The sequence below is a fragment of the Kitasatospora sp. NPDC101157 genome (genome assembly GCF_044768255.1).
Taxonomy (GTDB): Bacteria; Actinomycetota; Actinomycetes; order Streptomycetales; family Streptomycetaceae; genus Kitasatospora.
Genome location: NZ_JBIWPL010000007.1, coordinates 239930 through 255591, shown reverse-complemented (window position 1 = coordinate 255591; position 15662 = coordinate 239930). Strand labels below are relative to the sequence as shown.

General features: G+C 75.9%; 14 protein-coding genes. 6 read left to right on the top strand and 8 right to left on the bottom strand.

All coding sequences use genetic code 11. From position 1 onward, the window contains the following. Window positions 1–2: 2 nt before the first annotated feature. The 4 genes from ACIRVF_RS18175 to ACIRVF_RS18160 all read left to right on the top strand — a co-directional run bounded on the left by ACIRVF_RS18175 (window position 3) and on the right by ACIRVF_RS18160 (window position 5090). On the top strand, window positions 3–1304 hold the full coding sequence (locus ACIRVF_RS18175; protein WP_402818191.1) for an MFS transporter: 1302 nt from the start codon (window positions 3–5) through the stop codon (window positions 1302–1304). A 23-nt stretch (window positions 1305–1327) separates the two neighbouring features. Next, window positions 1328–1549: a hypothetical protein gene (locus ACIRVF_RS18170; protein ID WP_402818188.1), complete on the top strand. Its 222-nt coding sequence runs from the start codon at window positions 1328–1330 to the stop codon at window positions 1547–1549. A gap of 407 nt (window positions 1550–1956) precedes the next feature. Then, window positions 1957–3597 (top strand): TolB family protein, encoded by a 1641-nt coding sequence (locus ACIRVF_RS18165; protein WP_402818185.1) that lies wholly within the window; start codon window positions 1957–1959, stop codon window positions 3595–3597. Window positions 3598–4520: 923 nt separating this feature from the next. After that, entirely contained in the window at window positions 4521–5090 is a 570-nt protein-coding gene (locus ACIRVF_RS18160; protein ID WP_402818182.1) for a hypothetical protein, read from the top strand. Between the two features lie 119 nt (window positions 5091–5209). Here the strand turns inward: ACIRVF_RS18160 and ACIRVF_RS18155 are convergent, their stop codons facing one another. After that, a complete protein-coding gene (locus tag ACIRVF_RS18155; RefSeq protein ID WP_402818179.1) occupies window positions 5210–6727 on the bottom strand; it encodes a glutamate synthase subunit beta in 1518 nt (505 codons plus the stop codon). Between the two features lie 162 nt (window positions 6728–6889). On the opposite strand from ACIRVF_RS18155, the gene ACIRVF_RS18150 reads away from it, so the two are divergent. After that, entirely contained in the window at window positions 6890–7573 is a 684-nt protein-coding gene (locus tag ACIRVF_RS18150; protein WP_402818176.1) for a response regulator transcription factor, read from the top strand. Beyond that, window positions 7570–8958 carry an ATP-binding protein gene (locus ACIRVF_RS18145; RefSeq protein WP_402818173.1) on the top strand — a complete coding sequence of 463 codons (1389 nt, stop codon included), beginning with the start codon at window positions 7570–7572 and terminating at the stop codon, window positions 8956–8958. The genes ACIRVF_RS18150 and ACIRVF_RS18145 overlap by 4 nt, the downstream gene beginning before the upstream one ends. Before the next feature lie 96 nt (window positions 8959–9054). Here ACIRVF_RS18145 and ACIRVF_RS18140 read toward each other — a convergent pair whose 3' ends face one another. The 7 genes from ACIRVF_RS18140 to ACIRVF_RS18110 all read right to left on the bottom strand — a co-directional run bounded on the left by ACIRVF_RS18140 (window position 9055) and on the right by ACIRVF_RS18110 (window position 15565). Next, the gene (locus tag ACIRVF_RS18140; RefSeq protein WP_402818170.1) at window positions 9055–9924 is read right to left on the bottom strand and encodes an alpha/beta fold hydrolase; all 870 of its coding nucleotides are present in this window, start codon (window positions 9922–9924) and stop codon (window positions 9055–9057) included. After that, complete coding sequence (locus tag ACIRVF_RS18135; protein WP_402818167.1) at window positions 9921–10787, bottom strand: helix-turn-helix domain-containing protein; 867 nt, start codon at window positions 10785–10787, stop codon at window positions 9921–9923. The genes ACIRVF_RS18140 and ACIRVF_RS18135 overlap by 4 nt, the downstream gene beginning before the upstream one ends. Before the next feature lie 106 nt (window positions 10788–10893). After that, window positions 10894–11604, bottom strand: coding sequence for a hypothetical protein (locus tag ACIRVF_RS18130; protein WP_402818164.1), 711 nt, complete (start codon window positions 11602–11604; stop codon window positions 10894–10896). Continuing rightward, window positions 11601–13001 (bottom strand): DUF58 domain-containing protein, encoded by a 1401-nt coding sequence (locus tag ACIRVF_RS18125; RefSeq protein ID WP_402818161.1) that lies wholly within the window; start codon window positions 12999–13001, stop codon window positions 11601–11603. The genes ACIRVF_RS18130 and ACIRVF_RS18125 overlap by 4 nt, the downstream gene beginning before the upstream one ends. After that, on the bottom strand, window positions 12998–14050 hold the full coding sequence (locus ACIRVF_RS18120) for an AAA family ATPase (protein ID WP_402818158.1): 1053 nt from the start codon (window positions 14048–14050) through the stop codon (window positions 12998–13000). The genes ACIRVF_RS18125 and ACIRVF_RS18120 overlap by 4 nt, the downstream gene beginning before the upstream one ends. 73 nt (window positions 14051–14123) lie before the next feature. After that, window positions 14124–14672 (bottom strand): hypothetical protein, encoded by a 549-nt coding sequence (locus ACIRVF_RS18115; RefSeq protein ID WP_402818155.1) that lies wholly within the window; start codon window positions 14670–14672, stop codon window positions 14124–14126. After that, window positions 14669–15565, bottom strand: a complete 897-nt coding sequence (locus ACIRVF_RS18110; RefSeq protein ID WP_402818152.1) for a DUF4129 domain-containing protein — start codon at window positions 15563–15565, stop codon at window positions 14669–14671. Before ACIRVF_RS18110 ends, ACIRVF_RS18115 begins: the two co-directional genes overlap by 4 nt. Window positions 15566–15662: the final 97 nt, after the last annotated feature.

Below are 15662 nucleotides of genomic sequence, written 5' to 3'. Positions count from 1 at the left end.
TCATGACCTCAGGAACGGACCACCCCCGGTCCCTACCCCCCTCCCGGCCCCGCCCGGAACGCCCCCGCTCCCGGCTGCTTCCCGACACCACACCCTGGCGCTCCTCCCGGGACTTCCGGCTCACCTGGACCTCCGGAACCGTCACCCTGCTCGGCTCGATCTTCACCATGACCGCGATCCCGCTGCAGATCGCCGACCTCACCGGCTCGCCGCTCGCGGTGGGCGCCGTCGGTGCGGTCGAACTCGTGCCGACCGTCCTGTTCGGCCTCTACGGCGGGGTGCTCGCCGACCGCGTCGACCGCCGTACCGTCGCCCTGGCCACCGAGGTCGCGCTCGCCGTGCTCAGTGCCCTGCTGCTGGCCAACGCCCTGCTCGGCACGCCCGCCGTCTGGCCGCTCTACCTCGCCGCCGGCCTGGCCGCCGCGGTCCAGGGCCTCCAACAACCCTCGCTGGAGGCGATGATCCCGCGACTGGTGCCGCCGGATCAGCTGGTGGCGGCCGGAGCGCTGCTCTCGCTGCGCTGGAGCATCGGCGGGGTGGCCGCACCCGCGGCCGCCGGACTGCTGATCGCGACCGCCGGCGTCCCCTCCGCCTATCTGGTCGACCTCGGAACCTTCCTGCTGTCGATCGCCCTGCTCGCCCGCGTCCGCCCCGTCCCCTCGGAGCGGGACGCCGAGGCACCGCCGCTGCGCGAATTCGCCGAGGGCGCCCGGTACGTGGCGCGCCGGCCCGACCTGCTGGGCACCTACCTGGCCGACCTCGCGGCCACCGTCTTCGCCCTGCCCACCGCGCTGTTCCCGTTCCTGGCCGAGGAGTTGAACGCGACCTGGGCGCTCGGCCTGCTCTATTCCGCGTCCGCCGCCGGCAGCCTGGTCGCGGCCGCCACCGGCGGCTGGGCCGAGCGGGTGCACCGGCACGGACGGCTGGGCCTGCTCTCCGCCGCCCTGGTCGGCGCGGCCACCACCGCGGCCGCCCTCGTCCACGGCCTGTGGGCCGTGCTGCTCTGCCTGGCCGTCGCCGGCGGCGGGCACTGGATCGGCGACACCTTCCGCAGCGCCATCTGGAACCAGTCCATTCCGGACGAACTCCGTGGCCGCGCGGCCGGTCTGGAACTGCTGATCGGCTCCGCCGGACCCGCCCTCGGCGACCTGCGGGCGGGTGGCCTGGCCGCCGGCCAGGGCATCCGGGCCGCGCTGCGCACCGGCGGTCTGCTGTGCCTGGGCGGCAGCGCCGTCCTGGCCGCTGCCCTGCCCGCGCTCTGGCGCTACGACCAGCGGGCGCACCGACCGGAACCGGTCCCGTGACGGCCGGCTCGGCGGAGAGCGTCGTGACGGACTCCGCGTCGGTGACGGTGAGCCCGGCGTCGTCCGGCACCGTCCGGAACCCACCGCGGTCCGCCACCGCCCGCACCGCCCGCCGCACCTGCCACCAGGGCGCCCCGAGCACCGCCGGCACGATCAGGGCGAACAACACCGTCTGCGGCTTCAGGCACCCCGTCTCGACCGAGCACAGCACCCCGCCGAGTGCCGAACCGCCCGCGATCAGGTAGCTGTTGCGCCGCGCCCGCCGGCCCGCCGCGGTCCCCCGGGCGCGGGCCGCGCCGGGCGCCCGGAAGTCCTCGGCCGTCGGCGCGTAGCGGACCTCCAGCCTCTCCGCCCGCCCACCCGAATCCATCCCGCACGCCCTTTCACCAGGCAGTTTCCGAGGGATGCCGGCAAAACGCCGGCCCGGCCACTCCGACGGGGAACGCACCGGCGATCCCGCCCTCCTTGACGTGAATACGTCGTTCCGTACGGACCGCCGTTGACCGCCTGCCCCACCCGACGGTTGGCTCACCCACGAGCAGGCCGCCGGGGGTGTTCGACGTCACCGGTCCTCACCGGCCACTCGACACCACCAGGCGCCACCGGGCGCCGTCGTCGAAGCGGCCCGGCCGTTCCCAGGGGAGGGGATCCGATGAGCCACGCACAAACCCGCACCGCACAGACTGCACCGACCCGCACCACACCGACTCGCACCGCACTGACCCGCACCGCACCGACTCGCACCGCACCACCCCACCGCACGGCCCGTCGCCTGCTGCGCGCCGCCTGCGCACTCGGCGCGGCAGCCACCCTCGCGCTGACCGGCACCCAGGCCGCCCACGCCGACCCCGGCCCCCACCGCACACCGGGCACCGAACGGGTGTCCGTCGGCCTCGGCCAGGCGCAGCCCGACGGCGCCTCGCGCGCCGCCGGCCTGAGCGCCGACGGCCGCTACGCCGTCTTCACCTCGGCCGCCACCAACCTCGTTCCCGGCGACACCAACGGCAAGAGCGACGTCTTCGTCCGTGATCTGCGGACCGGCCGCACCGAGCGGGTCGACACCGGCCCGGACGGCGCCCAGGCCGACGGCGCCTCCTTCGAGGCCGCCATCAGCGCCGACGGCCGCTACGTCGCCTTCAGTTCCTCCGCCACCAACCTCGCGCCCGGTGCCGGCCTCGGGTACCAGGACGTCTACGTCCACGACCGCCGGACCGGAGAGACCACCCTGGTCTCCGTCGGCGAGGAACCCGGCGAGCCGCAGAAGGACAGGTCCTCCGGCCACCCCTCGATCAGCCGGGACGGCCGCTACATCGCCTTCCAGTCCAACCGCTCCGACCTGGCCCCCGGCACGGTCACCTGGCAGGGCGCCAACATCTACGTCCACGACCTTCGCACCGGGGAGAACCGCCTGGTCAGCACCGGCGCGGACGGCAAGGAGGCGAACGGCTCCTCCGCCTCCCCCGTGATCAGCGCCGACGGCGGCACCGTCGCCTTCATCTCCAAGGCCACCAACATCATCGCCCCCGGCCAGCCCGGTGCGCTCTCGCCGGACGCCGCCACCCGGCTCGGGGCCGAGTCCGACCGGGAGTCCGACGAGCAGTTCGTCCACGACTCCCTCCAGGCCCCCGGGGCACCCAGCGCCACCACATCAGCCCGCACCACCGCATCACCCGGCACCACCGCATCACCCCGCACCACCGGATCGCCCGGCTCCGCCGACCATCCGCAGCTGCTCAAGCCCCACCTCTACCCGCTGTACGTCCGCGACCTGCGCTCCGAGGAAACCACCCTGGCCAGCCCGGACGGCAAGAACGGCTGGCGCGGAGCGGACTACCCCTCGCTCAGCGCGGACGGCCGCTACGCCGTCTACTCGGCCTGGGTGCAGCACGGCGACAACTGGCCGGACCACCATTTCGAGGTGTACGTCCGGGACTTGGCGGAAGGCACCGAGACCCTGGTCAGCGCAGGCCTGCCCGGGACGACGACGACCGGCGACTCCCTCAACGGCCGGATGACCGCCGACGGCCGCTGGGTGTACTTCGACTCGACGGCCGCCAACCTGGTGCCCGGCGACACCAACGGCGCCGGCGACGTCTTCCGGCGCGACCTGCGGACCGGCCGCACCGAGCGGGTCAGCCTGGCGGCCGACGGCTCCCAGACCGCCGGCGCCTCCTACGACCCGTACGTCGACGCCCGCGGCACCACGGTGGTGTTCACCTCGGAGGACGGCACCCTCGTCCCGGGCGACACCAACCGGGCCCCGGACGTCTTCGCCCGCCGACTGCCCCGCTGACCTCGGCGCCCGGCACCGAACGCCGCCGTGGCGTCCGTTCCGCGCAACGCCTCCAGCGCGCCGCCGAGTTCGCGCAGCGCGGGGCCGTGCACGTCGGCCAGTACGGCGGCCCGCAGCAGGCGGTCCCCGGGGTCGGCGGCGGAGGCGGTGAGCAGGTCCCAGGGCAGCTCGGCCGTCAACCGCCCGCGCAGCGCGGCCACTTCCTCCGGCCGGAGGTCGAGCCGGCGCAGATAGGCGTGCTTCACGAACCGGGGCTGTGCGGCGGGCCGTCCACCTTCAGCGGGACGAGGGTGGCCTTCGGGATGCTGCGGGCCGCGTGCCCCAGTACCGTCGGCGACTGCCCACCCCCCCGACCACGGCGGCACCGGCGGCACCGGCGGCCCGAGCGGGCCCGCCACGGCCGGCGGCACCGGCCCGGGCGACGAGGCCGCAGCCGTGGCCGTGGCCGTCGAGGAGACCGCAGAAAAGACCGCAGGCGAGACCGCGGACGAAGCCGCAGGCGAAGCCGCGGACGGCGCCGGTGGCTGAACCGGCACCTGTACGGGCTGTGTCGCGGGCACCTGTGCAGGTGGCCGTGCGGGCGCCCCGGGAAGTCGGTCGGTCATGGCGGTCCCCTCCGTCGTCTGCTGCCCGGCCCCTACCCCTGGTCACTACGGCCACGCGACGCGGGCGACGGCGTGCGGGGCGCCATGCGTCGCGCGGAGGTGCGCACCCGGCGAGCAGCCCCGCCGCACGCCCTCTTCACCATGCGCACGCCTGGCCACCCGCCGGGTCCACGTCAAGCGAAATCTCGCCCGGCTCCGTTGACTGATCCTTTGACAGATGTTCACCGCCTCCTGTCTACTCGCATAGACCCACTGATGGTGACATGGACACACAGCGCCCGGCACCCCGCGCCGGGCCCGTGACAGGGAGCTCCCCACATGCTTCGCGTCCACCGCCTCGCCCCCGCCGTCGCCACCGTGGTGCTCACCGCGGCCGCCCTCGCGACCGCCGGGAGCGCGCACGCCGCCCCCACCACCGCCCCGCACACCCGCGCCGCCCTCGACACGACCTGCTCCCAGGCCTACCTGCCGCTGCCCGACCCGTCCTGCACCCCCGGCGCCACCAACCCGGACGTCAGCCAGGACACCATCGACTCCACCATCTGCGTCGGCGGCTACAGCACCTCGATCCGCCCCTCCACCACGTACACCAACCGCCTGAAGGTCCAGCAGATCGCCCAGTACGGCTACGCCGACACGAACACGGCGGACTACGAGGAGGACCACTTCATCCCGCTGTCGCTCGGCGGCAACCCCACCGACCCCCACAACCTCTGGCCCGAGCCGCGTTACACCACCGGCACGAGCGGCCTGTCCTCCACCGACAAGGACACCGTGGAGTACAAGCTCTACCGCGCCGTCTGCAACCACCAGGTGGACCTGGTGCCCGCCCAGCAGGCCATCGCCACCGACTGGACCACCGCCCTCTCGGTCCTCGGCCTCGGCTGACCGGAGGCCCCGTTCACCGGTACCGGTGTCCGCCGGTACCGGTGTCCGCCGGTACCGGTGTCCGCCGGATCCCCGCCGGAACCCCGCCACCGGGCCCACCGGCGCGGGCGCGCCCGCCCTCACGGCGTGAGCGCCCGCGCCGACGCCCGTACCGGCGCCGGGAGTTCGGTCCGCCCGCGCAGGTAGCGGTCCACCGCCGCGGCCGCCGAGCGGCCCTCGGCGATCGCCCAGACGATCAGCGACTGGCCCCGCCCGGCGTCCCCCGCGACGAACACCCCGTCGGCGGCGGTCCCGAAGCCGTCGTCCCGCTCCAGCGTGCCCTCCGGCCCGACGGCCAGGCCGAGTTGGGCGAACAACGGCTGCTCCGGCTCGGGCCCGCTGAAGCCCAGGGCGAGCAGGGCCAGCTGCGCGGGCAGCGTCCGCTCGGTACCCGCCCGGGGTTCACGCTCGCCCCCCGTGCAGGACGCGAAGCGGACGGCCGCCAGCCGCCCGTCCGCCCCCGGTTCGAACCCGACCGTCACCGCCTCGAACACCCGGCCGCCCGCCGCCGACGGTTCCGTCCCTTCCTCCGCCGACGGTTCCGTCCCTCCTGCCACTGCCCCCGACTCCTCGTGGGAGGTGGTCTCCCGGTACACCTTGGGGTGGACCGGCCACGGCTGCTCCGGCGCCCGGTGCCGCGGCGGACGCGGATTGATGTCGAACTGGGTGACCGCCGCCGCGCCCTGGCGCAGCGCCGTCCCCAGGCAGTCGGCCGCGGTGTCCCCGCCGCCGACGATCACCACCCACCTGCCCTCTGCGGACAGCGGCGAGTTCGCCACATCCCCCTCGTCCACCCGGTTCGCCCAGGTCAGGTACTCCATCGCCGGATGCACCCCCGGCAGCCGGCAGCCCGGCACGGCCGGTTCCCGGTGGGCGGTGGCACCCACCGCGACCACCACCGCGTCGTACTCGGCGCGCAGCCACTCGCCCGTGACGTCCCGTCCCGCCCACACCCCGGTGCGGAACTCGGTGCCCTCGGCCCGCAGTTGGTCGATCCGCCGGTCCAGCCGGTGCTTCTCCAGCCGGAACGGCGGGATCCCGTAGCGCAGCAGGCCGCCCGGGCGGTCGGCCCGCTCGTAGACCGTGGTCGCGTGCCCGGCCCGGGTCAGCTGCTGCGCGGCGGCCAGCCCGGCCGGGCCCGAGCCGATCACCGCCACCCGCCGGACCGCGCCCCGCCGTTCCGGCGGCAGCGGCCCGTCCCAGCCCTCCTCCCAGGCCCGGTCGGCGATCGCCAGCTCGATGTTCTTGATCGTCACCGCGGCGTCGTCGATCGCCAGCACACAGGCGCTCTCGCACGGCGCCGGGCAGAGCCGACCGGTGAACTCCGGGAAGTTGTTCGTCGCCAGCAGCCGGGCGGCCGCGCCCCGCCAGTCCCCGTCCGCCGCCAGCCGGTTCCACTCCGGCACCAGGTTCCCCAACGGGCACGCCGCGTGGCAGAACGGCAGTCCGCAGTCCATGCACCGCGCCGCCTGCCCGCCCACCAGCGGCAGCAGGGCCCCCGGCCGGTAGACCTCCTGCCAGTCCCCCAGCCGCTCCCGCGCGTCCCGCCGCTCCCGCTCCGCGCGCGGGGTGGTGAGGAAGGCCATCCGCTCTGCCATCGCGGCCTCCGGCGGGCGTACCGAAACGGACCGGCGGCCCACCCGGCGGCACGCCACCGTGTGGCCACCGTACGCCCACGAAGCGGCGCGCGAAACCCTCGGCGGCGGGAAGCCCGCGCCCCGCCCTCCACTGCCGTGCGCACGCCAGGGAGAATCTCCCCCATGACCCACACCGTGCTGATCGCCGAGGACGACCGCGCCATCCGCGACTCGCTCACCCGCGCCCTGACGCTGGAGGGCTACCGGGTGCGGATAGCCGCCGACGGCACCCAGACCCTCGCCGTCCTCGCCGAGCAACGCCCGGACGTCCTGGTGCTCGACGTGATGATGCCGGCCCCGGACGGTCTGGAGGTCTGCCGCCGGCTGCGCGCCGCCGGGGACCGCACCCCGGTGCTGATGCTCACCGCCCGGGTCGAGGTCCCGGACCGGATCGCCGGACTCGACGCCGGGGCCGACGACTACCTGGTCAAGCCCTTCGACGTGGACGAGCTGTTCGCCCGGCTGCGCGCCCTGCTGCGCCGCAACCCGCCCGCCGAGACCCCGGAGGACGTGCTGACCGTCGCCGACCTGCGGGTCGAGCCGCCCGCCCGCCGTGCCTGGCGCGGCGGACTGGAACTGGAGCTGTCCCGCACCGAGTTCGACCTCCTGGAGCTGCTCACCCGCAACGCCGGCGCCGTCCTCGACCAGACCACCCTGTACGAGCGGATCTGGGGCTACGACTTCGGCCCCGGCTCGAAGAACCTCGCGGTGTTCATCGGCTACCTGCGGCGCAAGCTCGACCGCCCCGGCCTCGCCCCCCTGATCCACACCGTCCGCGGCGTCGGCTACACGCTGCGCGAGCCGTGACCGGCCCCGCGGGCCGCCGCCGCCCCCGCCTGCCGCTCCCGGGCCTGCGCACCACCCTCTCGCTCGCCTTCGCGGCGATGGCGGCGCTGGTCGCCGTGCTGATCGGCACGCTCGGCTACCGCGCCGCCGCCGCCCTGATCCGGGACGACGAGACGGACGACTTCAACTCCGCCTTGCACGCGGTGAGCGGCCAGGTCAACCGCGAGAAGCTGTTTCCCGGGGACTTCAACGGCCCGAGCGGCCTGAGCGAGCAGCTGCTGCACCCGATCCGGGTCACGGCGCAGGCCCTCGACCCCAACGGGGCCGTCCTCCCGGGCACCTCCCGCATCGTCCTGCCGACTTCCCCGGACGACCTCGCGCTCGCCCGCGCCGACGCCCCCGCCCGGACGGTGACCGACGAGCGCGACCTCCCCGGCGCCACCTGGCGGGTGGGGGTGGTCTCGCTGGGCGGCGGCCGCGGGGCCGTCCAGATCGTGCAGCGGCTCGACGACGTCGAGGAGCTGCTGGCGCGGCTGCGCACCCAGATGGCGGCCGTGGTGGCCGCCGTCGTGCTGGTGGCGGGCGGAGCCGGCCGGTTGGTCGCCGGACGGATCACCGGCCGCCTGGTCAGGCTCACCGACGCCGCCGAACTGGTCGCCTCCAGCGGCCGGTTGGACGTACCGGTGCCCGCCGCCGGGACGGACGAGGTGGGCCGGCTCGGCCGCGCCTTCGACCGGATGCTGGTCCGCCTCGCCACCGCCAAGGAGAACCAGCGCCGGCTCGTCCAGGACGCCGGGCACGAGCTGCGCACCCCGTTGACCAGCCTGCGCACCAACCTCGCGGTGCTGCCCAGCATCGACCGGCTGCCACCCGCCGAACGCGCCGCGCTGCTCGCCGATCTCTCCGAGGAGGCCAGGGAGTTGACCCAGCTGGTGGAGGAGCTGGTGGCGCTCGCGGCCGACCGCAAGGCGGACGAGGACCCGGTCGAGGTGCTGCTCGCCGACGTGGTGCGCGAGGCCGCCGCCCAGGCCCGTCGGCGCAGCGACCGGGAGATCACCGTGGACGCGGACGGCACCGTCGTCATCGCCCGCCCGGACGCGCTGGCCCGCGCCGTGAACAACCTGCTGGAGAACGCGGCCAAGTTCGACCCGGTCGGGACGTCCCCGATCGAGCTGGTGGCGCGCGGCCCGCGGGTCGAGGTCCGCGACCGCGGCCCGGGCATCGACGAGGACGACCTCGACCGGGTCTTCGACCGCTTCTACCGCGCCACCGCCGCCCGCAGCCTGCCCGGCTCCGGCCTGGGCCTGGCCATCGTCGCCGAGGTCGCCCGTTCCCACGGTGGCACCGCCTTCGCCGCCAACCGCGAGGGCGGCGGCGCCGTCATCGGCTTCACCCTCGGCGGCTAGCTGTACTGACAGTGAGGTTGACGCCGACGGCCGGCGCCGGGTCCTCGGGTGTGTCCGACAACTCGCCCGCACCCGGCGGGAACCGTCGGACGCGCCCTACCTGGGCGCGGGCGACGACTGCTCCGGGAGACGGCGGAGGAAGTCCAGCAGCAGGGCGCAGAACGCCGCGGGCCGTTCCAGCGGGGCGAGGTGTCCGGCGCCGGGAATGACGGTGATGCCGCCCGCGCCGAGGTCGCGGACCAGGCCCTCGCCGCCCTCGTGGAAGTCGGGCATGTCGTGCTCGCCGACGCCGACCAGGGCGGGCACGCCCCTGAGCGTGCGCAGCGCCGCCGGGCCCGTGCCGAGGGGATCCGCCGCCTGCGGCGGTTCGCCGTGGGCGAGCTGGTCGGCCAGCCGGCGGTGGAGCATGCGGGCGGCCCGGGTGCGTACCTCCTCGGTGGCCCCGGCCGCGGTCCACGCCTCGACGCCGGCCTTCACCGCGGCGTCCAGGTCGCCGGCGGCCAGCGCCGTCCGTTCGGCCTCCCAGGCGGCCTCCAGGCGTGGAGAGGCGGGCTGGTCGTGGGGCCGGTACCCGACGGCTACCAGGCCCTCGACCCGCTCGGGTGCCGTGACGGCGGTCTGGAGGGCCACGAGGGCGCCCAGTGAGTTCCCGGCGAGCACGAAGCGGTCGGCCCCGAGGTGGTCGAGCGTGGCGAGCACGTCCGACCAGGGGGCCACCTCGCGGCGGTCGGGCACGGTCGCCTCGCCGTGTCCGGGCAGGTCCAGGGCGACGGCCCGCACGCCCGCCGAGGCGAGCAGCGGGAGGTGGGCGTCCCACATGGTGCGGTCGGTGGGCCTGGCGTGCAGCAGGACGACGGTCCGTCCCCGGCCCGCCTCGGTGGAGGGGAGCAGCATGGAGTGAGGTGCCTTCTTCGGTGCGGGTGAGTGGGTGAGGGAGGGCCGGTCGGCGTGGCGGGCGGCGGTCATGCCCGGACGTCCTCGTCCTCTGCGGAGGTGTCCGGAAGGGTGCCGGCCGAGCGCTGCTCGGCCAGTCGGCGCAGCAGGACCAGGGCGTCGGCGCCGGCGCTGCCGGGTTCCGCGCTGTAGACGGACAGGTGCTGGCCCGCGGCGCTGGTGACGGCCAGCGCCTCGAAGTGCAGCCGCACCTCACCCACGCGGGGGTGCCGGAAGTGCTTGTCCTCCTGCGTGCGGGGACGGATCTCGTAACGTGCCCACAGGCCGGTGAAGGCGGGGCTGCGCACGCCGAGCTCGCCGACGATCCGGGCGATCCGCTCGTCCTCGGGGAACTGCGCGGAGGACGCCCGCAGGTTGCCCACCGCGGTGTGCGCCGCCCTGTCCCAGTCGACGTAGAACTCCCGCGCGAACGGATCGAGGAAGATCATTCGCAGCAGGTTGTCGTACCGGGCGAATCCGCGGTACAGCTCGCGCGCCATCGCGTTGGCGGCGAGCACGTCCTGCGCCGCGCCGACCACGAAGGCCGGCACGTCGCGCATGCCGTCCATCAGCCGCACCAGCTCCGGGGCGACGGTGGGTGCCGCGGCCGCCGTGGCGAAGACGGGCAGGCCGAGCCGGAACAGGTGGCCCGCCGCGGCACCGTCCAGCCGCAGTGCCGCGGCGATCGCCCGGAGCACCTGCTCGGACGGGTTCCGCTCACGACCCTGCTCCAGGCGGATGTAGTAGTCCGTGCTCACCCCTGCCAGCAGCGCCACCTCGTCCCGCCGCAGTCCCGGCACCCGCCGTTCCCCGCCGTCGGGCAGCCCGACGTCCCGCGGGGTGATCATCGCGCGGCGGGCACGCAGGTACTCACCGAGCTCGTTGTTGCTTTCCATGCCGGCCACGCTAGACCCGTCCCCCGGGCCGGGTCGTGGGTGCGCTGCACCCACCCGGGGCCGCCGTCCTCCGGCGTCCCGCGGCGAAGCCGCCCGGGCCCCGACCTCACGGACGGAACACCTGGCGCCCCGGGCCCGCGCCGTCCGGTTCCCGGTCCGCCGGGGGCCGGAGGGGTGGACGCTCGGGACGCGGGTGCAGGGCGAGGCCCACACCGACAGCGGCTGCCGCCAGGCCCAGTACGGCGAGCGGGCGGGACCACTCGCCGGCCGCGATCGGCGCCAGGGCCGGGGGCAGGACCAGCAGCGCGGCGGTGAGGGCGGTGACCGCGGAGGCGGGGCGGATGCCCGGGCGACGGGGACCGAGCGCGTCGAGCAGCAGCAGGTGGGCGGCGAGCAGGACGGTCACCGCGAGCGCCCGCCACCAGGACGGCTCGCCGAGCGCGGCGAGCGGGAGGGCCCCGGCGGTGAGGAGGGTGGTACGGCGGGCGGACAGCCGCGCCGCCCACCTCACCGGGGTCGGGCCGTTCGGTGCGGGGACGGCGGCCCACAGGGCGCCGGCGGCGATCGGCAGGAGGCAGAGGGGCCCCAGCCGGTCGGTGAGGGTGCCGGGTCCGGTGCCCGCGGCGGCCAGGGCGAGGGCGGTTCCGGTACCGCGCAGGACGGCCCGTTCGAGACGCGCGGACCCGCCGCCCGGCCCGGTGGGTTCGGTGCGTCCGGTCGGTGCGGTCGGTGCGGTGCGTCCGGTCGGTCCGGTGGGTTCCGTGCGTCCGGTCGGCCCGGTCGGCCCGGTGGCTCCGACGGTCGGCGGGTTGCTCATCGCCCGGCCCCCACGATGCGGCGGCGCAGCAGGGGCCCGAGGGCCAGGTCGAGGGCCTCGCCCGGCGTGTGGGCGACCACCGGGATGCCCCGGCCGCGCAGGGTGGCCCGCATCGCCTCGCGTTCGGCACGCCACAGGCGCAGCGCTAGGGCGTCGGTCCCGTCGTCGGGGCGGGCGGTCGGTTCCCCCGCCGGGATCTCCACGACGACGAGCGGGTTGCCGCGTTCGCGGATCCGGCCGAGGACGTCCAGGATGCGCTGGTCGGCGAGGGGGGTGAAGGCGTAGACGAGAGCGTGGCCGGGCAGGGCGGCGTGCGGCAGGGGCGGAAGGGGGCCGCGCTGGGGGCGGTCCTGGCGGGTCTCCAGCACGCACTCCACCATGCGGTAGAACTGCCGGTCCCCGCTGGAGGCGGTGAGCTGGCGCAGGCGTCCGCCGACCGCGAGGAGGCCGATCCGGTCGTGCCGGCGCAGGTAGGCGCGGGTCAGACCGGTGGCGGCGCGCAGGGTCTCGTCGAGGCTGCGCCGTCCGGTGGCGGTGTCGTGGTAGTCGGCGAGGGTGTCGAGCAGGACGACCGCGTCGACGGCGCGCTCGGCGGCGAACTGGTTGATCTGGACGGCGTCACGGCGGGTCGTGGACGGCCAGTGGATCCTGCGCTGCCGTTCGCCGGGCACGTGCGGGCGGACCCCGACGACCTCGATCCCGGTGCCCTCCTGGGCGGTGGTGTGCTCACCGATCCGTTCGGGCAGGCGGACCGGGACCGGGGTCAGGTGGGCGGCGTCGGGGACGGGGAAGACGTCGACGGTGCCGAGGTCGGTGCGGACGGTGCGCTGGGTCAGGCCCTGGGCGTCGGGCACGTCGAGGTCGACGACTCCCAGGTGGCGGCGGCCCCAGCTGTCGGCGCGCAGGACGAGGTCGACGCCGGTCGGGGTGACGGTCAGGGCGTCCAGAGCCAGGCCGGGGCCGAGCGTCACGGTGGGTTCGGGCGTGCCGGTCCGGCCGTCGTGCTCCACGGTGACGTGTACGGTGACGGGCTCGCCCTCGAAGCAGCGCCGCGGTTGGACGGTGTTCCCGGCGGACAGCCGGGTGGGGCGGCCGGACCCGGGAGCGGCGAGCGCGAGCAGGACGCCCGCGAAGGCGGCCGGGGCGAGCAGCCAGGCGTGGCCGGTGACCAGGGCGGCGACGGCCGCGGCGGTGGCCACCGTGAGCAGGCTCAGGGTCTGCTCAGTGGGCCGCCAGTGCGGTGACGGCGGACTGTCGGGCAGGCCGGCGGCGCCGGCCCGGGTACTGCGGGCGACGGCCAGGGCCCGGGCACGGTCGGCGAAGCGGTCGGTGTCCTCGGCTGCCGGGGCCCGCTCCGCAGCCGGCGCCGAACCCGGCGCCGACCGGACGGCGTTCACCGCGCCACCGCCCGGGGCAGCGTCTGCGGCGCCGGGACGGAGGCGACCAGCCGCGCCATCACGTCGTCCGCCTCGATCTGACGCACCCACAGTTCGGGCTTGAGCGTGATGCGGTGGGCGAGGGCGGGGCCCGCGAGCGCCTTGACGTCCTCGGGGGTGAGGTAGTCGCGGCCCTCCAGCATAGCGTGGGCGCGGGCGAGTTGGATCAGCGCCAGGCCGCCGCGGGGCGAGGCGCCCACCTGGATCTGCTGGTCGTTGCGGGTGGCGTCGACGAGGGCGATGACGTAGTCGACCAGGTCGTCGTCGACCTCCACCCGCTCCACCGCGGCGCGCATGGCGAGCAGTTCCGCCGGGCCGGCCACGGTCCGCAGGACCGGCTCGGGGGCCGCGCGGTCGATCCGGGCGCGCAGCATGGCCGCCTCCGTGGCGGTCGGGAGGTAGCCCATGCGCACGCGGAGCAGGAAGCGGTCGAGCTGGGCCTCGGGCAGGGCGTAGGTGCCCTCGTACTCGATCGGGTTGGCGGTGGCGATGACCAGGAAGGGGTCCGGCAGGCGGCGGGTGGTGCCGTCGACGGAGACCTGGCCCTCGGCCATCGCCTCCAGCAGGGCGGCCTGGGTCTTGGGCGGGGTCCGGTTGATCTCGTCGGCCAGCAGCAGCTGGGTGAAGAGCGGGCCGGGCCGGTACACCATCTCGCCCGTGCCGCGCTCGTAGAAGGGCGCACCGGTGACGTCGGAGGGCAGCAGGTCGGGGGTGAACTGGATCCGGCGGAAATCCAGGCCGAGGGTGGTCGCGAACGAGCGCGCCAGCAGGGTCTTCCCGAGCCCGGGCAGGTCCTCGATGAGGACGTGCCCGGCGGCGAGGGCGCCGAGCATGACCAGACGCAGTGCCTCGGTCTTGCCGACGACGGCCCGTTCGATCTCTGCGAGCACCGCGCGGGCCCGCTCTCCGGCCTGCTGCGGGGTCAGCGGCGCCGGGGCCGCAGCGGCGGGACCGTGCGGGCCGGTGGCGTGCGGGCCGGTGGCGTGCGGGCTGGTGGACAGGTCGGACATGGCGCTCCTGCGGAAACGATTCGGTATCTGGGTGGGGAAGTTGCTGCGGCACCCGGGTCGGTACCGGGCGCCGTCACAGCGAGTCGAGCCGGTCGACCAGCCCGTGCAGGACCTCCGCCGGGAAGACCTCGGCCGGCAGCGGCGCCAGCGGGTCGATCCACGGCCACAGCCGCGGCCCGAGGAGTTCGGCGGCCCGGTCGCGGTCGGCCGTCAGGTTCAGCCCGTGGACCTCCGACAGCCGTATCGCGTACAGCCGTTGGAGCCTGGCCCGAAGCACCACGGCGTCGCCCCGGGAGTCGAGGCCCTGTCGGATCGTCCAGCGCCAGTCGCCGAGGCCGTGCTCGTACACGTCCATCTCTCGCGGTCGGCGGCGCAGCGAGAAGGGCTCGGTGCCCGCTCCGGCCACCCGGCGGGCCACGAGCAGGGCGGTGACGGCCAGCAGGACCGCCCCGGCGCCCGCCGCCGGCCGGCCGCCGACCAGGGCACAGAGGATCTCCGCGAGGGCGGCGGGCAGGGCCAGCTCGATCAGGCTGTGGCGCACCGAGCCCGGACGGGCGAGCTCGCGGTCCGTCGCGTCCGCCGTGTCCACGGGCTCGTCCCGTCGCGGCGCGGCCCCGCTCATCGCCCTCCTCCCTCGGTGTGCGCCCCGGTGGTCGCCGGAGGCCGGGCGTCCGCGAGCCGGGCGGCGATGGCGTCCAGGGCCGTACGGGCCCTGCGCACGTGGTCGTCGTCCGTCCGGTGGGTCGAGTACCGGGCCTCGCGGAACAGCGCGGTGAGCTCCCGCGCCGCGGTGGCGTCGACCCGCTCGTCGGACAGCACCCGGCGCAGCAGTTCCGTCGGGCTCTCCCACGCGTGCCGGGGCAGACCGGAGGCGGCCAGCGAGCCCTCCATCGCCGCGTAGCAGGCGATCACCGCCGCCCTGGCGTCCGTTCCCTCCAGTGCCCTCCGCCCCGAGGCGACGGCCTCGGCGAGAGCGGATTCGGGGCTCGCGGCGACCACGCCGGGCAGCGCCACCGGCCGCTGCCGCCCCCGCAGCCGGAGCAGGACGACGACCGCGAACAGCAGCGCGACGGCCGCCGCCAGGACGAACAGGGCGGCCACCAGCACACCGGCCCCCAGGACGACGCCCGGCACCTCGGGTGCCCGCGTCTCCGCCTGCGGGGTCGGCATGGCCGCCCCGGGGCCGAGCCCGGGCACCAGCCGCGGACCGGACGGCCCGGAGGCGGCCCTGCGGTTCAGGACCAGGAGCAGCACGGGCACCGCCACGGCGGCCACGGGCAGCAGAAGCATGGTCGCCGCCCGAAGGCGCTCGGCCCGGGGTGTGGGCCCGTCGAGGTGCCGGACCTCCTCACGGAAGCGCACCGCGAACCTGCCGACCACCGAGGCCCAGGCCAGCCCGAGCAGCACCACGAACCCGAGGCCGCTCACCGGCCCGGTCGCCGCCGTTCCCAGCAGTCCGCCGTCGGGCCGCAGTGTCGCGGCGGCCGTCGACAACCCGCCGACGACCAGCAGCACCCCCGCCGGCCGTCCCCACCGCCCGTACGCACCTGACGGTGTCCCACGGCTCATCCGATCCCCCCGGTCCCCCGCGCGCGACGGCGCGCGAGAAGCA

What these genes read in the sequence shown, in the direction of transcription:
- ACIRVF_RS18130 (WP_402818164.1), bottom strand. Translation starts at nt 11,604, where the DNA reads ATGAGCAACCCGCCGACCGTCGGAGCCACCGGGCCGACCGGGCCGACC.
- ACIRVF_RS18150 (WP_402818176.1), top strand. Translation starts at nt 6,890, where the DNA reads ATGACCCACACCGTGCTGATCGCCGAGGACGACCGCGCCATCCGCGAC.
- ACIRVF_RS18165 (WP_402818185.1), top strand. Translation starts at nt 1,957, where the DNA reads ATGAGCCACGCACAAACCCGCACCGCACAGACTGCACCGACCCGCACC.
- ACIRVF_RS18115 (WP_402818155.1), bottom strand. Translation starts at nt 14,672, where the DNA reads ATGAGCGGGGCCGCGCCGCGACGGGACGAGCCCGTGGACACGGCGGAC.
- ACIRVF_RS18135 (WP_402818167.1), bottom strand. Translation starts at nt 10,787, where the DNA reads ATGGAAAGCAACAACGAGCTCGGTGAGTACCTGCGTGCCCGCCGCGCG.
- ACIRVF_RS18160 (WP_402818182.1), top strand. Translation starts at nt 4,521, where the DNA reads ATGCTTCGCGTCCACCGCCTCGCCCCCGCCGTCGCCACCGTGGTGCTC.
- ACIRVF_RS18155 (WP_402818179.1), bottom strand. Translation starts at nt 6,727, where the DNA reads ATGGCAGAGCGGATGGCCTTCCTCACCACCCCGCGCGCGGAGCGGGAG.
- ACIRVF_RS18140 (WP_402818170.1), bottom strand. Translation starts at nt 9,924, where the DNA reads ATGACCGCCGCCCGCCACGCCGACCGGCCCTCCCTCACCCACTCACCC.
- ACIRVF_RS18120 (WP_402818158.1), bottom strand. Translation starts at nt 14,050, where the DNA reads ATGTCCGACCTGTCCACCAGCCCGCACGCCACCGGCCCGCACGCCACC.
- ACIRVF_RS18175 (WP_402818191.1), top strand. Translation starts at nt 3, where the DNA reads ATGACCTCAGGAACGGACCACCCCCGGTCCCTACCCCCCTCCCGGCCC.